16 protein-coding genes are annotated in these 15,427 nt (G+C 66.9%); 5 read left to right on the plus strand and 11 right to left on the minus strand.

Going from position 1 to position 15,427, the window contains the following annotated elements:
* The first annotated feature begins 25 nt into the window (after positions 1–25).
* The gene (locus RCF34_RS07740) at positions 26–241 is read left to right on the plus strand and encodes a DUF3820 family protein (protein ID WP_308707662.1); all 216 of its coding nucleotides are present in this window, start codon (positions 26–28) and stop codon (positions 239–241) included.
* On the opposite strand, the gene RCF34_RS07745 is transcribed toward RCF34_RS07740, so the two are convergent.
* Both RCF34_RS07745 and RCF34_RS07750 read right to left on the minus strand, forming a co-directional pair.
* Entirely contained in the window at positions 238–690 is a 453-nt protein-coding gene (locus RCF34_RS07745; RefSeq protein ID WP_308707663.1) for a GNAT family N-acetyltransferase, read from the minus strand. The two genes, RCF34_RS07740 and RCF34_RS07745, sit on opposite strands and share 4 nt — an antisense overlap.
* A gap of 2 nt (positions 691–692) precedes the next feature.
* Positions 693–917, minus strand: a complete 225-nt coding sequence (locus tag RCF34_RS07750; RefSeq protein WP_308707664.1) for a hypothetical protein — start codon at positions 915–917, stop codon at positions 693–695.
* A 124-nt stretch (positions 918–1,041) separates the two neighbouring features.
* Here RCF34_RS07750 and RCF34_RS07755 point away from each other — a divergent pair, with 124 nt between their 5' ends.
* Positions 1,042–1,455 carry a VOC family protein gene (locus RCF34_RS07755; protein ID WP_308707665.1) on the plus strand — a complete coding sequence of 138 codons (414 nt, stop codon included), beginning with the start codon at positions 1,042–1,044 and terminating at the stop codon, positions 1,453–1,455.
* 31 nt (positions 1,456–1,486) lie between these two features.
* On the opposite strand, the gene RCF34_RS07760 is transcribed toward RCF34_RS07755, so the two are convergent.
* The gene (locus RCF34_RS07760) at positions 1,487–1,837 is read right to left on the minus strand and encodes a 4a-hydroxytetrahydrobiopterin dehydratase (RefSeq protein WP_308707666.1); all 351 of its coding nucleotides are present in this window, start codon (positions 1,835–1,837) and stop codon (positions 1,487–1,489) included.
* Positions 1,838–1,998: 161 nt separating this feature from the next.
* Here RCF34_RS07760 and acs point away from each other — a divergent pair, with 161 nt between their 5' ends.
* Both acs and RCF34_RS07770 read left to right on the plus strand, forming a co-directional pair.
* Complete coding sequence (gene acs / locus RCF34_RS07765; RefSeq protein ID WP_133859896.1) at positions 1,999–3,957, plus strand: acetate--CoA ligase; 1,959 nt, start codon at positions 1,999–2,001, stop codon at positions 3,955–3,957.
* 283 nt (positions 3,958–4,240) lie between these two features.
* A complete protein-coding gene (locus RCF34_RS07770; protein ID WP_308707667.1) occupies positions 4,241–5,203 on the plus strand; it encodes a GlxA family transcriptional regulator in 963 nt (320 codons plus the stop codon).
* A gap of 18 nt (positions 5,204–5,221) precedes the next feature.
* Here the strand turns inward: RCF34_RS07770 and RCF34_RS07775 are convergent, their stop codons facing one another.
* The 3 genes from RCF34_RS07775 to RCF34_RS07785 all read right to left on the minus strand — a co-directional run bounded on the left by RCF34_RS07775 (position 5,222) and on the right by RCF34_RS07785 (position 9,300).
* Complete coding sequence (locus tag RCF34_RS07775) at positions 5,222–7,699, minus strand: EAL domain-containing protein (protein ID WP_308707668.1); 2,478 nt, start codon at positions 7,697–7,699, stop codon at positions 5,222–5,224.
* Between the two features lie 260 nt (positions 7,700–7,959).
* On the minus strand, positions 7,960–8,640 hold the full coding sequence (locus RCF34_RS07780; RefSeq protein WP_308707669.1) for a hypothetical protein: 681 nt from the start codon (positions 8,638–8,640) through the stop codon (positions 7,960–7,962).
* Between the two features lie 60 nt (positions 8,641–8,700).
* Positions 8,701–9,300, minus strand: coding sequence for a short chain dehydrogenase (locus tag RCF34_RS07785; protein ID WP_308707670.1), 600 nt, complete (start codon positions 9,298–9,300; stop codon positions 8,701–8,703).
* Positions 9,301–9,398: 98 nt separating this feature from the next.
* Between RCF34_RS07785 and RCF34_RS07790 the strand changes: the two genes are divergently transcribed.
* Positions 9,399–10,310 (plus strand): LysR family transcriptional regulator, encoded by a 912-nt coding sequence (locus RCF34_RS07790; RefSeq protein WP_308707671.1) that lies wholly within the window; start codon positions 9,399–9,401, stop codon positions 10,308–10,310.
* 158 nt (positions 10,311–10,468) lie between these two features.
* Here RCF34_RS07790 and RCF34_RS07795 read toward each other — a convergent pair whose 3' ends face one another.
* From RCF34_RS07795 to RCF34_RS07815, 5 genes are all read right to left on the minus strand, one after another.
* Positions 10,469–11,170, minus strand: coding sequence for an ATP-binding cassette domain-containing protein (locus tag RCF34_RS07795; protein ID WP_308707672.1), 702 nt, complete (start codon positions 11,168–11,170; stop codon positions 10,469–10,471).
* 11 nt (positions 11,171–11,181) lie between these two features.
* Positions 11,182–11,949 carry a high-affinity branched-chain amino acid ABC transporter ATP-binding protein LivG gene (gene livG / locus RCF34_RS07800; RefSeq protein ID WP_308707673.1) on the minus strand — a complete coding sequence of 256 codons (768 nt, stop codon included), beginning with the start codon at positions 11,947–11,949 and terminating at the stop codon, positions 11,182–11,184.
* Positions 11,946–13,202, minus strand: coding sequence for a high-affinity branched-chain amino acid ABC transporter permease LivM (locus tag RCF34_RS07805; protein WP_308707674.1), 1,257 nt, complete (start codon positions 13,200–13,202; stop codon positions 11,946–11,948). The genes livG and RCF34_RS07805 overlap by 4 nt, the downstream gene beginning before the upstream one ends.
* Positions 13,199–14,122, minus strand: a complete 924-nt coding sequence (livH, locus tag RCF34_RS07810; protein WP_007159571.1) for a high-affinity branched-chain amino acid ABC transporter permease LivH — start codon at positions 14,120–14,122, stop codon at positions 13,199–13,201. The genes RCF34_RS07805 and livH overlap by 4 nt, the downstream gene beginning before the upstream one ends.
* 114 nt (positions 14,123–14,236) lie before the next feature.
* Positions 14,237–15,358 carry a branched-chain amino acid ABC transporter substrate-binding protein gene (locus tag RCF34_RS07815; RefSeq protein ID WP_308707675.1) on the minus strand — a complete coding sequence of 374 codons (1,122 nt, stop codon included), beginning with the start codon at positions 15,356–15,358 and terminating at the stop codon, positions 14,237–14,239.
* Positions 15,359–15,427: the final 69 nt, after the last annotated feature.

Raw genomic sequence — 15,427 nt, forward strand, 5'->3', positions numbered from 1 at the left:
CCACGCCGTCTGGAGGAGACAAGCGATGCAACCCGCGGATCTGGAAGCCCTGGTGACCTGGACCATGCCCTACGGCAAGTACGCTGGCCGCCTGCTGGCCGACCTGCCGGGGCACTACCTCAACTGGTTCGCCCGCAGCGGCTTTCCACCCGGTGAACTGGGCCGGCTGCTGGCGCTGATGCAGGAAATCGACCATAACGGCCTCAAGCCGTTGCTCGATCCGCTGCGCCGCCGCCACTAGTCCGCCAGGCGACGCATGTCGATATGAGGAATTCCGTCCTCGTCGTACACCGCTGAGCAGGGCGTGAAGCCATAGCGGCCATAGTAGGCCTGCAGGTGGGCCTGGGCGGAGAGGAACAGCGGGCGCCCAGGCCAGCGCTCGGCGCAGACGCGCAGGGCTTCGGCCAGCAACAGATGCCCCAGGCCGCTGCCGCGTCCCTCGGGAGCGACGATCACCCGTCCGATCACCACTTCCTCGCGTACCGCCCCGAGCAGGCGCAGGTAGGCGTGCAACTGGTCGTCACGCCAGCCGAACAGGTGCCAGACATCCGCCGCCAGATCCAGGCCATCGGCGTCGGGATAGATGCATTGCTGCTCCACCACGAACACCCGGGCGCGCAGTACCAGGGCGGCATAGAGTTCGGCGGTGGTCAGCGCCGCTGCGGCGCGGCAGCTCCACTGGATGGCCATGGTCAGTCCTTGCGTCGTCCGGACAGCATGCGGAAGCGATTGCGGTTGAGCAGCACATAGCCGGTCAGCTGCAATCCGGCCGCGAACAGCAGGCTGCGCATGGCACCGGGTTCGGTGGGACGCGGGCCCTGGTAGAGGCCATAGAGGGCGAAGGCCACGCCCAGCAGGCCAAGGATGAAGAAGACCAGGCCGATCTTGGTCAGGCGGGGGAGGTTGCGCAGATTCATGGGCATGTCGTCAAAGGCAAAGGCCGCCACGCTAACCGTCCGAACCCGGCTTGTCGAGCCGATAGGCAGCCGCGGCGGACTGGTCTACCGTGGCCTGATGGCCCCTGCAAGCGGGAGAGAGCCCATGTTCAGCCATGTACAGGTAGGCGCGCGCGATCTGGAGCGCCTGATTGGATTCTATGACAGCGTTTTGCACGAACTCGGCCTGGTGCGGATGCCGCGGGACGACGACGGCGGCCCGCCCGGTTGCGGCTGGCAGCGTCCGGGGCGGGCATGGCCGCAATTCTATGTGCAATTGCCGTTCAACGGCCTGCCGGCCTCCTGGGGCAATGGCGTCCAGGTGAGCTTTGCCGCGCCTACGCCGGCGGCCGTGGAGGCGGCCTGGCACCGCGCCCTGCAACTGGGCGGCAGCGACGAAGGTGCGCCTGGGATACGACCGGGCTACGGACCGGACTTCTATGCCGCCTATTGCCGGGATCCGGAAGGCAACAAGCTGTGCTTCGTCCACGCCGAGGGACTGGCCGCCGCCTGCGACTAGCGCACGGTCCGGCGATCAGGCGGTCCGAGGGTCAGACGTTGGCCGCCAGGGCGAGCGCGTCGGTACGGGCGGCCATGATGAAGTCGTTGCGGTGCAGGCCGCCGATGTTGTGCGTCCACCAGCTCACCGTCACCGCGCCCCACTCGGTGAGCAGGGCCGGGTGATGGTCCTCGTCCTGGGCCTCGCGGCCGACGCGGTTGGTGAAGTCCAGCGCCTCGAGAAAGTTGCCGAAGGCATAGCGGCGTTCCAGCCGCGGAACCCCCGCGCGCGCCACCAGTGTCCAGCCGGGGACGGCCTTGAGCAGCTCGGTGCTGGCGGCCTCGCTCAAGGCCGGCTCGCTGGAGCGGCAGGGGACGCAATGGGAGTGGGCAAGATCGGCCATGGGGCGCTCCTCGAGGAAAACATCGCGAAAGGGCAAGGGTAACAGACCCGTCGGTCAGGGCCTGGCCCGCCGTCCGACCATGGTCGAATGGTCCCGAACCGGTGCGCGCCGTACAACGGAAGGCAACAAGAACAACAGTTTCCCGCCGAGGAGATCGTCCCATGAGTGCCGCCTTTTACCCGGTCCGCGCGGAAGTCGCTTCCCGGACCCTGACCGATGAAGTCACCTATCGCCGGCTGTACCAGCAGTCCATCCTCAATCCCGATGGCTTCTGGCGCGAGCAGGCCCAGCGCCTGGACTGGATCAAGCCCTTCAGCCGGGTCAAGCAGACCTCCTTCGACGATCATCGCGTCGACATCCAGTGGTTCGCCGATGGCACCCTGAACGCCTCCTACAACTGCCTGGATCGCCACCTGGAAACCCGTGGCGACCAGACCGCCATCATCTGGGAAGGCGACGATCCGGCCGACAGCCGCCACATCACCTACCGCGAACTGCATCGCGAGGTCTGCCAACTGGCCAACGCCCTGCGCGGCCAGGACATCCACCGCGGCGACGTGGTGACCATCTACATGCCGATGATCCCCGAGGCCGTGGTGGCCATGCTGGCCTGCGCCCGCATCGGCGCGGTGCACTCGGTGGTGTTCGGCGGCTTCTCCCCCGAATCCCTGGCCGGCCGCATCAGCGACTGCCAGTCCAAGCTGGTGATCACCGCCGACGAAGGCGTGCGCGGCGGGCGCAAGATCCCGCTCAAGGCCAACGTCGACGAGGCCCTGACCAATCCGGCCACCTATTCGGTGCGCAAGGTGATCGTCTGCAAGCGCACCGGCGCCGACATCGCCTGGCACCGCCACCGCGACGTCTGGTACGAGGACATCACCTCGGTGGCCCCGGAACACTGCGAGCCCAAGGAGATGTCCGCCGAGGCGCCGCTGTTCATCCTCTATACCTCCGGTTCCACCGGCAAGCCCAAGGGCATCCTGCACACCACCGGCGGCTACCTGACCTACGCCGCCCTGACCCACGAGCGGGTCTTCGACTATCGCCCCGGCGAGGTCTACTGGTGCACCGCCGACGTCGGCTGGATCACCGGCCACAGCTACATCGTCTACGGCCCGCTGGCCAATGGCGCTACCACCCTGCTGTTCGAAGGCGTGCCCAACTACCCGGACGTCACCCGCATGGGCCAGGTGGTGGACAAGCACCAGGTCAACGTCCTCTACACCGCACCCACCGCCATCCGCGCCATGATGGCCCAGGGCGACGCGGCCATGCGCGGCGTCGACGGCAGCAGCCTGCGCCTGCTCGGTTCGGTGGGCGAGCCCATCAACCCCGAGGCCTGGCACTGGTACTACAAGACCGTGGGCCAGGAGCGCTGCCCCATCGTCGACACCTGGTGGCAGACCGAGACCGGCGGCATCCTCATCAGCCCGCTGCCGGGTGCCATCGGCCAGAAGCCCGGTTCGGCGACCCGTCCGTTCTTCGGCATCCAGCCAGCGCTGGTGGACAACGAAGGCAACCTGCTCGACGGCGCCGTGGAAGGCAACCTGGTGATCCTCGACTCCTGGCCGGGCCAGTCGCGCTCCATCTATGGCGACCACGACCGCTTCGTCGACACCTACTTCAAGACCTTCAAGGGCATGTACTTCACCGGGGACGGCGCTCGTCGCGATGAGGATGGCTACTACTGGATCACCGGTCGTGTCGACGACGTGCTCAACGTGTCCGGCCATCGCATGGGCACCGCCGAGATCGAGAGCGCCCTGGTGGCCCATCCCAAGGTCGCCGAAGCGGCGGTGGTGGGCATGCCCCATGACCTCAAGGGGCAGGGCATCTATGTCTACGTCACCCTCAACCAGGGCGAGGAGGGCAACGAGGCCCTGCGCCAGGAACTCAAGCAGTGGGTGCGCAAGGAGATCGGCCCCATCGCCACGCCCGACGTCATCCAGTGGGCGCCGGGGCTGCCCAAGACCCGCTCCGGCAAGATCATGAGACGCATCCTGCGCAAGATCGCCGTGGGTGAGTACGACTCCCTCGGCGACATCTCCACCCTGGCCGATCCGGGGGTGGTGCAGCATCTGGTCGGTACTCACCAGCAGATGAGCCAGGCCGTCGCCTGATCATCGTCCACCAGCGACCGCCCGCGTCCGTCTCCGGTCGCGGGCGGTTCGTTTTTGGCATCCCTGTAAAGACTTGTCGCCAGGGCAGAAGCCCTTCCCAGTCAGCTGGCGCTAGAATCGCGCCAGCCGGCGGACCGCATGGCACTCCGGTCCGCTACCGGGGCAAAGGCCGGGACAGGGGCACCACTCCGGCGTACCATGCGTGCCACCCCACAAGGGTTTCATGGCGCGCGGTCCCGGATCGGTCCGCACCCGCCGCTCTCGACAGGAAGCCAGACGTTAGATGACCATCCGCATCGCCTTTCTGCTGTGGCCCGACGTTCGTCCGCTGACCGTGGGCCTGGTCGAGGAAGCGCTGGAACTCGCCTCTCGCCATTCGAGCGATACGCCCTACGAGGTGCGCTTTCTGCAGGCCGGCAGCGAGTTGCAACCGCGACTGCCGGGTGGCCACTGGGAAGGGCAGCTGGAACGCCTGGATCGGCTCTTCGTGCTGGCCGACGAACCCTCGCCGCCGCTGCCGCCGCCGCTGGTCGCGGCCCTGCGCCAGACCGCCCGGGCCGGGGTGGTGCTGGGAGGCTTTTCCGCCGGGGTGCACATCCTCGCCCAGCTCGGTCTGCTCGACGGTCATCGCGCCGCCGTGCACTGGCGCTGGCTGGAGGAATTCAGCGAACAATTCCCCAAGGTCATCGCCACCCATCACCTCTACGAGTGGGACCGTGATCGCCTGACCGCCTGTGGCGGCCTGGCCATCCTCGATCTGCTGCTGGCCATGATCGGCCGTGACCGCGACGCCGAACAGGCCGGCACCATCGCCGAGGAACTGATCGTCGAGCGCCTGCGCGAAGGCAGCGAGCGGCAGCGCATTCCGCTGAAGAATCGCCTGGGGTCGAGTCATCCCAAGCTGACCCAGGCGGTGATGCTGATGGAAGCCAACATCGAAGAGCCCCTCACCACTGACGAGATCGCCCAGCACGTCTGCGTTTCCCGCCGGCAGCTGGAGCGGATCTTCAAGCAATACCTGGCCCGGGTGCCCAGCCAGTACTACCTGGAATTGCGGCTGAATCGGGCGCGCAAGATGCTCACCCAGACCAGCAAGTCCATCATCCAGATCGGCCTGTCCTGCGGCTTCTCGTCGGGACCGCATTTCTCCAGCGCCTATCGCAACTTCTTCGGCGTCACCCCCCGCGACGACCGCAACCAGCGGCGTGGCGCGGCGGGCGAGGGCAGCATGGTGGCCGAGCGCTAGGCGTCCAGCCTCGCCGACTCAGCTCAGCGACTCGGTCGCCAGCTCGTCCAGCCAGGCGCCCAGCTGGTCGGCCGGCAGGGGCGCGCCGCAATGGAAGCCCTGGATCTCGTCCGCCGGCAGGTGCTGCAGCTGGCGCAGGTGCTCGGCGTCTTCCACCCCCTTGAGGGTCACCCTCAGCCCCAGTGAACGGCCGAGATCGATCATGGCCCGTACCAGGGCGCTGTCTTCCGGCGCCTGGTGCCGGGCGATGAGGCTGCGATCGAGGCGGATGCCGTCCAGCGGATAGCGGCGCAGATAGGCCAGGGAACAGAGGCCGGAGCCGAAATCGTCCAGGCACAGGCGTACGCCCAGGCCCTTGAGCGCGCCCAGGGTGTTGGCCACGTCGGCAGCCGGATCCAGCAGGGTTCGTTCGGTGAGTTCCAGCTCCAGCCGCGAGGCCGCCAGGCCGCTCTGGTAGAGCGCCTCGGCCACGGTCTGCACCGGGTCTTCATTGGCGTGGAATTGCTGCGGCGACAGATTGACCGACACCGAAAGCCGTTCCGGCCAGCCCTGGGCATCGTGGCAGGCGGTCTCCAGCACCCAGCGCCCCAGGCGCTGCCCGAGCCCGGCGTCCTCGGCCAGGGTCAGGAAGTCCAGCGGCTCCAGCAGGCCCTGGGTCGGGTGCTCCCAGCGCACCAGCGCCTCGAAGCCACGCAGGCTGCCATCGGCCAGGGAGCGTCGCGGCTGGTAATAGAGGCTGAGCCGGTCATCGCGCAGGGCCTGGCGCAGGTCCTGCTCCAACTGCCGGCGCAGCAGCACCTGTTCGTTCATGGCCGGCTCGTGGAAGCGCCAGGTGCCACGGCCAGCGGCCTTGGCCTGGTAGAGGGCGATATCGGCCAGGCGCAACAACTCCGCCGGAATGCCGGTATCTCGCGGCGCCAGGGCTACGCCCAGGCTACTGCCGATGAAGACCCGCTGCGCGCCGAGGCGGAAGGGTTGGCGCAACTGCTCCACCAGGCGTCGGCAGAGGTCGGCGATGACGCCCGGGTCGTGATCGCCGCTGAGCACCACGCAGAATTCGTCGCCGCCCAGGCGGGCCACCAGGTCGGTGGCGGTCACGTTCTGCCGCAGGCGCTGCGCCGCTTCCTGCAAGACCTGATCGCCGGCCGCATGACCAAGGGCGTCGTTGACCGTCTTGAATCTATCCAGGTCGAGACTGATCAGCGCCAGGGGCCGCGGCTCCGGGCCTTCCAGATGGGTGGCGAGAAACTGGTGCAGGCGATGGCGGTTGGGCAGGCCGGTCAGGGGGTCGTGCCAGGACAGATGCTGGACCTGGGCCAGGGCCTCGATCTCGTCGGTGAGATCGGTGACGGTGCCGCGATAGCCACCCTCGGGAATGGCCCGGGCGGCGACCCGACAGGTGCGTTCGCGCCCATTGCCGTCCAGGTAGTGACAGACCAGCGGCGGGCGCGGCTTGCGGTCGTGGGCCTGGCCGGCGAGCCAGTGCGCCAGGGTGTCGGCATGAGGCGTCAGCAGTTCGTTGAGCGGCCGCCCCAGCCAGCGGTCGGTGGCTTCCCCGGTGACCTCGGCGAAGCGATCCGAGACATAGACCAGGCGCAGGGTGGCGTCGACCTCCCACAGCCAGTCCGAGGTGGCCTCGGCGATGTCGCGGAAACGCCGCTCGCCGATGGCCAGTTCGCTGCGGCTGGCCAGCAGGTCATCGTACTGGGCATCCAGCTGGCGCATCGAGATCAGCGCCTGGCGGAACAGCCAGATCAGCCCCAGCAGCAGGATCAGCACCCCGCCACCAAACAGCGGCAAGGTCTGTTGCATCAGCCACAGCCCCGGACGCGGTGGGCGCCAGGTCAGCTGATAGCTGGAACCCGGCAGTTGCCAACTGGCACGGGTGCCTGTGCCGTTGGCGGTAATGCTCAGCGGCGGCAGGTTGTTGGCTTCGCTCAGGGCCGCCAGCCGCGCAGGACTGAGCTCGTTGACAAAGACCAGTACCGAGGCCGGCGCCTCCTGGGGACGGACGCCAGCCTGGTCGCCCGGGGTGATGGCGGCGGCGGCCACCAGCGCCGGCATCCCGGCCACGGTCAGCACGCCGGACACGCTGCCGGTGCGGGCGTCGGCGCTGCGTGCCGCTGCCAGCAGGCCGGCGATGTCGCCCTGCAGCCAGGGCGTATCGGGATCGGCCAGCTGGCCATCGAGCAGGCGATAGCGGGGTCGGTCCTGGCCGTCGAATACCAGTACCCCTTCGTAGCCATAGACGCGGTACAGCGATTCGCCGAGGTTGCCCTGGTCGTAGGCCCAGTCGTGGTCCAGTTCCTGATGGAGGCGGCGATAGGCCTCGTCCCATTTGCTGTAGTCGATCAGGTTGCGGGCCACCTCTTCGTCGAGGCGCGTGAAGGTACGGCCGACGGCGCGTTCGGTGTGCTGGGCGACGGCGGCGTCCTGGCGCACGGCATTGTCGACCAACAGATAGCAACCCAGCCCGATGAGGCCCAGGAGCAGCACGCAAAGCGCTGGGAACAGCCGCAGGAGGACAGTGTGGCCCCGTCGGCGCGGTGACGCGCTACGGGGCGCTGGAGAGGTAAGCATGCCTGGACCCTGGCTGGATGAGCGTTCCTGTGGCTTCGCCTGACGCGACCCTGAGGTGGCCAGGCAAAGCGGATGAATCCTTGCTGTCGCTAGACTAGCCCCTGGGGGCGCGCGACGCTAAACGTAAAGCGGGATATGCCAAGAAGATCGCGCTAAGCAACGCGCGGACACCCGAGTTAGGTGGGGTTGCCGGCACCGCCGTAGAAGGCGCAGCCCTGCCAGGTCTGGCCGTTGATGCGCAGTTCGGCCTGCAGCGACTGCACGGTGCCGGTGCGACCGTCGACGCAGCGGCGCGGATTGATCCACAACTCGACCTTCTCGCCATTGGCTTCGGTGGAGAGGGCGCGCATGCCGCCCGGCAACTCCTCCTGGACGAAGGGCAGGGCGCGGCGCTGCTGGCCGGCGGTGCTGACCAGCATGCCCTGATTGCTGACCTGGACGCTCCAGTCCGGCCCATGGCCGCCGGCCTTCATGGCGGTGCGCTTGAAGTTGGGATCGCTGCAACCTGGACCGCTGTACTGCACGCGGTAGACGTCGGTCACGGCGAACACGCCCTGGGCGCCATCGCGACCGCCGGACTTGAGCGTGCCGCGCAGATCGGCGAACAGCGACGCGGCGCCACTGTCGGCGGCCAGTTCGTGGGCGTCGCGCAGGATGGCGGTGTTGTTGGCGTCGGTGACGTCGAAGAAGCGCTGTTCCTGGCAGGGGCGGAACAGCAGTTGCTCGCCGCTCCAGCGCAGATCGCCCTGCAGGCGCTCGCCGCCCGGCGCACGCGGGGTGTCGTCGCTCTGGAACAGACTGCAACCGCCGAGGAGGCCGAGCAGGGCAAGGGGAAAGATGGAACGCGGCGCTGGCATCGCGGGACTCCCGACTGAGGTGGGCACACGTTACTCAGACAACGTCGGGAGCTCAAGGACTTACCAGACGCGATAAGTCTTGCCGGTTTCCCGCCCTTCCACACTGCGCTCGTAGGCCAGGGCCGCTTCGGCACCGGGTACCGCCTTGAAGCCGCGGAAGAAATCGCCGTAATGGCCCAGGGATTCCTGCAGCACGGTCGGGCTGACCGCGTTGAGGCGCTGGCCCCGGGGCAATTCGATGGCCGCACCGCGGACGAAGCCTTCCACCGCTGCGTTGACCATGGCCGCCGAGCTGCCTTGCGCGATGGGGTGCTCGCTGAGGATACCGGTGGTCAGGGTGAAGGAGGCACCTTCGGCTGCCTGCGCCTGGCCGAGCAGCACCAGGTTTACCTGGCCCATGAGCTTGTCCTGCAGGCCTTTCTGGTACGCCTCGGGCGTCATCTCGGTGAAGGGGGCGAAGGTCACCGAACCCACAGCGCTGACCAGGGCATCGAAACGACCCACCTGGGCGAACAGGGCACGGATGGACTCCGGTTGGGTGATGTCGACCTGCAGATCGCCGGATCGGCGGCCGACGCGGATCAGCTCGTGGCGGTTGCCCAGGCGTTCGGCGATGGCGCTGCCCAGGGTACCGCTGGCACCGACGAGGATGATTTTCATGGGATGACTCCGTGAAGGTAAGGGAGTCTTCAGCCTAGAATGAGGCATTACCCCGATAAATGGCCTGATTGGCAATCCAGTGTTTCCAGGGGGAAACGATGCAAGACGACTTCGCCGATCTGGCCGCCTTCGCCATCCTCTGTGAAAGCGGCAGCTTCACCCGCGCGGCCGAGCGCCTGGGCTGCAGCAAGGGGCAGCTGTCGAAGCGCATCCGGGCGTTGGAGTCACGCCTGGAAACCATCCTGTTGCACCGCACCACCCGCCGGCTCGATCCCACCACGGCTGGCCGGGCGCTCTTGCCCGAAGCCCAGGCCCTGGTACGGCAACGCGAACGGGCGCTGCAGAGCGTGGCCCGGCTGCGCGAGGAGGCGGCTGGGCAGGTCCGCCTGACGGTGCCGGTGTCCCTCGGCTACACCTTTTTCGAGGTGCTGCTGGCCTGTCGGGCCGCCCATCCCGCCATCCAGCTGGACCTGGTGCTGGACAACGGTTATCGCGACCTGGTGGCCGAGGGCTTCGACCTGGCGATCCGTGCCCGGCTGGAGCCGGACGAACGCCTGGTCGCCCGCCCGCTGTTCGCCATGCAGGAGGTGACCTGCGCGGCACCCGCCTATCTGGCCGGGCAAGAGTTCCCGCAGGCGCCCGAGGATCTGCTCGGCCATCGGTGTCTGGTCAACAGCCACTATGCCGAGGGAGAGGTCTGGCTCTATCACCGTGAGCACCGACTCGGCCGAGTGCGGGTAACCCCCAGCCTCGCCTGCAATCACTACAGCCTGCTCAAGCAGGCGACCCTGGCCGGACAGGGCATCGCCCGGTTGCCGTCCTTCATGGTGCACGAGGAGTTGGCCAGCGGCGCCCTGGTCTGGCTGCTCAGGGAGTGGCGCACGCCCAGCCAACCGCTGTTTCTGGTGCATCCCTACCAAGGCAGCCTGCCCAAGCGGACACGGGTGGTGGCGGAAGCCCTGAGCGACTGGTTCGAGCGCAGTCGGCAGCGCTTGGAGGCGTTGGGGTAGCGGGGCTGTCACGGCCGCTTGAATACCCGCGTAGGTTGGGCAGAGCGCAGCGAAGCCCAACAGCGCCGGAATTCGAGCAGGCATTGTTGGGCTTCGACGGTGGAGCCGTCTCAACCCAACCTACGCGCTATCGCGGCCATGGCGATCAGACAAACAGCTCAACCGCCCAGATAGGCCTTGCGCACGTCCGGGTTGGCCAGCAGCTCGGCGCCGCTGTCCTGCATGACGATACGGCCGTTCTCCAGCACGTAGCCACGGTCGGCCAGCTTGAGCGCCTGGTTGGCGTTCTGCTCGACCAGGAACACCGTCACCCCATCCTGGCGCAGCTGTTCGATGATCTCGAAGATCTGCTGGATGATGATGGGCGCCAGTCCCAGCGACGGCTCGTCGAGCAGCAGCAGGCGCGGCTCGCTCATCATCGCCCGGCCGATGGCGAGCATCTGCTGCTCGCCGCCGGACATGGTGCCGGCGCGCTGCGCATAGCGCTCCCTGAGCCGCGGGAAGAGACCGAGGACCTTCTCCAGCTGGCGGTCGTAGGCGGGCTTGTCGGTGAAGAAGCCGCCCATGGCCAGGTTCTCTTCCACGGTCAGGCGGGCGAACACCCGTCGGCCTTCCGGCACCACGGCGATGCCCTTGCGCATGATCTGCGCGGTTTCCTGGCCGACCAGTTCCTCGCCTTCGTAGCGGATGCTGCCGCCATGGGCGCGCGGGGTACCGCAGAGGGTCATCAGCAGGGTGGACTTGCCGGCCCCGTTGGCGCCGATCAGGGTGACGATCTCGCCCCGATTGACCTGCACGCTGACGCCATGCAGCGCCTGGATCTTGCCGTAGAAGGTGGAGACGTTGTCGAACTGCAGCATGGAGGTCTCCATCAGGATTCGCCCAGGTAGGCCTTGATCACGTCGGGGTTGTTGCGGATCTGCTCCGGCGTCCCGTCGGCCAGGGGGGTACCCTGGTTGATCACCACGATGTGGTCGGAAATGCTCATCACCAGGTGCATGTCGTGCTCGATCAAGAGCACGGTTACGCCGTGCTCGGCGCGCAGCAGGGCGATGAGCGCCTTGAGGTCTTCGGTCTCGCGCGGGTTGAGGCCGGCGGCCGGCTCGTCGAGCATGAGGATCTGCGGGCGGGTCATCATGCAGCGGGCGATTTCCAGGCGGCGCTGCTGGCCGTAGGCGAGGTTGCCGGCGTTACGGTTGGCGAACTCGGTGAGATTGACCTGCTCCAGCCAGAAGCGCGCGTAGTCCATGGCCTCGGCTTCGCTCTTGCGGAAGGCCGGGGTCTTGAACAGCCCGGCCAGGAAGCCGGTGTTGAGGTGGCGGTGCTGGGCGACCAGCAGGTTCTCCACCGCGGTCATTTCCTTGAACAGGCGGACGTTCTGGAAGGTGCGCACCACGCCCTTGCGGGCGATCTTGTGCCCGGGCAGGCCCTGGATGGCCTCGCCGTGCAGGAGGATCTCGCCGCCGCTGGGACGGTAGAAGCCGGTCAGGCAGTTGAACACCGTGGTCTTGCCGGCGCCGTTGGGACCGATCAGCGAGACCACCTGGCCCTGCTCCACGCGGATGTTGACGCCGTTGACGGCCAGCAGGCCACCGAACCTCATGGACAGGCCGGAGACATCGAGAAGGGCTTGGCTCATTTGCGCAACTCCAGGTGCGGGCGTTGCATCGGGAGCAGGCCTTGCGGACGCCAGATCATCATCACGACCATCAGCAGGCCGAACATCAACATGCGGTATTCGCTGAATTCGCGCATCAGCTCCGGCAGCAGGATCATCACGATGGCCGCGAGGATCACGCCGAGCTGGGACCCCATGCCGCCCAGCACCACGATGGCCAGGATGATGGCCGATTCGATGAAGGTGAAGGATTCCGGCGACACCAGGCCCTGGCGAGCGGCGAAGAAGCTGCCGGCGAAACCGGCGAAGCAGGCGCCCAGGGTAAAGGCCGAGAGCTTGATCAGCGTGGGATTCAGGCCCAGGGCGCGGCAGGCGATCTCGTCTTCGCGCAGGGCTTCCCAGGCGCGGCCGATGGGCATGCGCAGGAGGCGGTTGATCACGAACAGGGTCAGCAGCACCAGCAGCAGGGCGATCAGGTAGAGGAAGATCACCTTGTATTCGGAGTTGTAGGGGATGCCGAAATACTCGTGGAAGGGTGTCATGCCCTCGGGGGCCCGGCGCTCGAAGGTCAGGCCGAACAGGGTCGGTTTTTCGATGCCGCTGATGCCGTTGGGGCCGCCGGTCCACTGGGTGAGGTTGCGCAGCAGGATGCGGATGATCTCGCCGAAACCCAGGGTGACGATGGCCAGGTAGTCGCCGCGCAGGCGCAGCACCGGGAAACCGAGCAGGAAGCCGAACAGCGCCGCCATCAGGCCGGCCAGCGGCAGGCAGACCCAGAAGCCCAGGCCGTAGTAGTGGGAGAGCATGGCGTAGGTGTAGGCGCCGACGGCATAGAAGCCGACGTAGCCCAGGTCGAGCAGACCGGCCAGGCCCACCACGATGTTCAGGCCGAGGCCGAGCATCACGTAGATCAGGATCAGGGTGGCGATGTCCACCGCGCCGCGCGAGCCGTAGAAGGGCCATACCAGGGCAACCAGCACCAGGGCGAGGATCACCCAGCGCTGGGTCTTGGGTTCGGTCAGCTTGGTGCCCAGGCCGGTGGCCGGCAGGTGCAGGCCGCCGCTGCGGCGCCAGCCGGCGGTGAGGGGGTCACGCACCAGTTGCCAGACGAACATCAGCACCGCGGCCAGGGCGACGATCCAGAGGGTGCGCGGCGTGGCGCCGTGCACTTCGAGGTTGACGCCGACCGTCTCCAGTTTGAGACCGAGGATGGGATAGGCGACGGCCAGCACCAGGAGGGCGCTGAAGAAGGCGGTTCGCAGACGGGCACTCATACCTTTTCCACCTCCGGGCGACCGAGGATGCCGGTGGGGCGGAACAGCAGCACCAGCACCAGTAGGCTGAAGGCCACCACGTCCTTGTACTGGTCACCGAAGACGTCGGCGCCGAAGGCCTCGGCCACGCCCAGCACCAGGCCGCCGAGCATGGCGCCGGGGATGCTGCCGATACCGCCGAGCACGGCGGCGGTGAAGGCCTTGATGCCGGCCAGGAAACCCAGGCTCGGGTTGATCACGCCGTACTGGATGCCCAGCAGCACGGCGGCCACGGCGGCCAGGGTGGCGCCGATGACGAAGGTCAGGGCGATGATGCCATTGGTGTTGATGCCCAGCAGGTTGGCCATCTTGATGTCCTCGGCGCAGGCGCGGCAGGCGCGGCCCAGGCGGGAGCGAGAGATGAACCAGGTCAGGCCGAACATGGTGAGCAGGGTGACGATGAAGATCAGTACCTGCACATAGGAGATCACCACGCCGTTCATGGCGTCGGTGCCGATGATGAAGTTGCCCGGCAGCAGGTTGGGGATCGACTTGTCCTTGGAGTCCTGGGCCAGCAGCACCCAGTTCTGCAGGAAGATCGACATGCCGATCGCCGAGATCAGCGGGATCAGCCGGTTACCGCCGCGCAAGGGGCGATAGGCGATGCGTTCGATGCTGTAGCCGTAGGCACTGGCGATGATGATGCTGGCGCCGAAGGCGGCGAGCATGACGATGGGCAGGCTGTGGATACCCAGCATGGCCAGGCCGGCGATGGCGATGAACGCTACGTAGGAGCCGATCATGTACACCTCGCCATGGGCGAAGTTGATCATGCCGATGATGCCGTAGACCATGGTGTAGCCGATGGCGATCAGGGCATAGGTGCTGCCGACCGTGAGGCCGTTCACCAGCTGTTGCAGGTAGTGGTAGAACTCGGGCATGGGTGTCTCCAGGGGACCTTGGTGCACTTCTGGTGCGGGTCCCAGGCCTCGGATGGAGGCGGATAAACGAAGCCCACCGCCGTTGGCGGTGGGCTCCGGTGTTACAGGCAGGGCTTACTTGGCTTCGGTCTTGGTGCCGTCGGCGTGCCATTCGTAGACCACGAACTCGAAGTTCTTCAGGTCGCCTTTCTCGTCGAACGCCAGCTCACCGGTGGGGGTGTTGAAGGTGTTGCTGCGCAGCGCCTTGGCCACGTCCTCGGGCTTCTCGTCGCCGGCCTTGGCGATGCCTTCGGCGATGACCTGCACGGCGGCGTAGGAGGGGAACACGAAGGGACCGCTCGCATCCTGCTTCTTGTCCTTGAACGCCTGCACCAGGGCCTGGTTCTTGGGATCCTGGTCGAAGGAGCGCGGCAGGGTGACCAGCAGGCCTTCGGAGGCCTTGCCGGCGATGGCGGAGATGGAGCTGTTGCCCACGCCTTCCGGACCCATGAACTTGGCGGTCAGGCCCTTCTCGGCCGCCTGACGCAGGATCAGGCCCAGCTCGGGGTGGTAGCCGCCGTAGTAGACGAAGTCGACGTTGGCCTGCTTGAGCTTGGCGATCAGCGAGGAGAAGTCCTTGTCGCCGGAGTTGATGCCCTCGAACACGGCGACCTTGACGCCGGCCTTGTCCAGGGTCTGCTTGACCGCGGTGGCGATGCCTTCGCCGTACTGCTGCTTGTCGTGGATGACCGCGACGATCTTCGGCTTGACGTGCTCGACGATGAACTTGCCGGCGGTCGGGCCCTGCATGTTGTCCAGGCCGATGGTGCGGAAGATCAGCTTGTAGCCACGGTTGGTGATGTCGGGGCTGGTGGCCGCCGGGGTCACCATCAGGATGCCTTCGTCCTCATAGATGTCGGAGGCCGGCTGGGTGGAGCTGGAGCAGAGGTGGCCGACGACGAACTTGACGCCATCGTTGACGATCTTGTTGGCAACCGCCACGGCCTGCTTGGGATCGCAGGCGTCGTCGTAGATCACGCCTTCGACCTGCTTGCCCTTGACGCCGCCGGCCTTGTTGATCTGCTCGATGGCCATCTGGGCACCAATGAACTCCATGTCACCGTACTGGGCGACCGGACCGGTCTTGGGGCCGGCCAGACCGATCTTCAGGGTGTCGGCTGCCAGGGTGTGGCTGGCCATGCCGGCCAGGGCCAGGGCCGCGACCAAGCGGGAGAAACGCAGAGTTGCCTTTTTCATGAGTGCTCCACTCGGAATGCTTTTATTAATGAGGCAGTTGGAAGCGAAAATGTGCCGATTTTGTTCTTT

The organism is Pseudomonas sp. 102515 (assembly GCF_031085165.1).
Taxonomy (GTDB): Bacteria; Pseudomonadota; Gammaproteobacteria; order Pseudomonadales; family Pseudomonadaceae; genus Chryseomonas.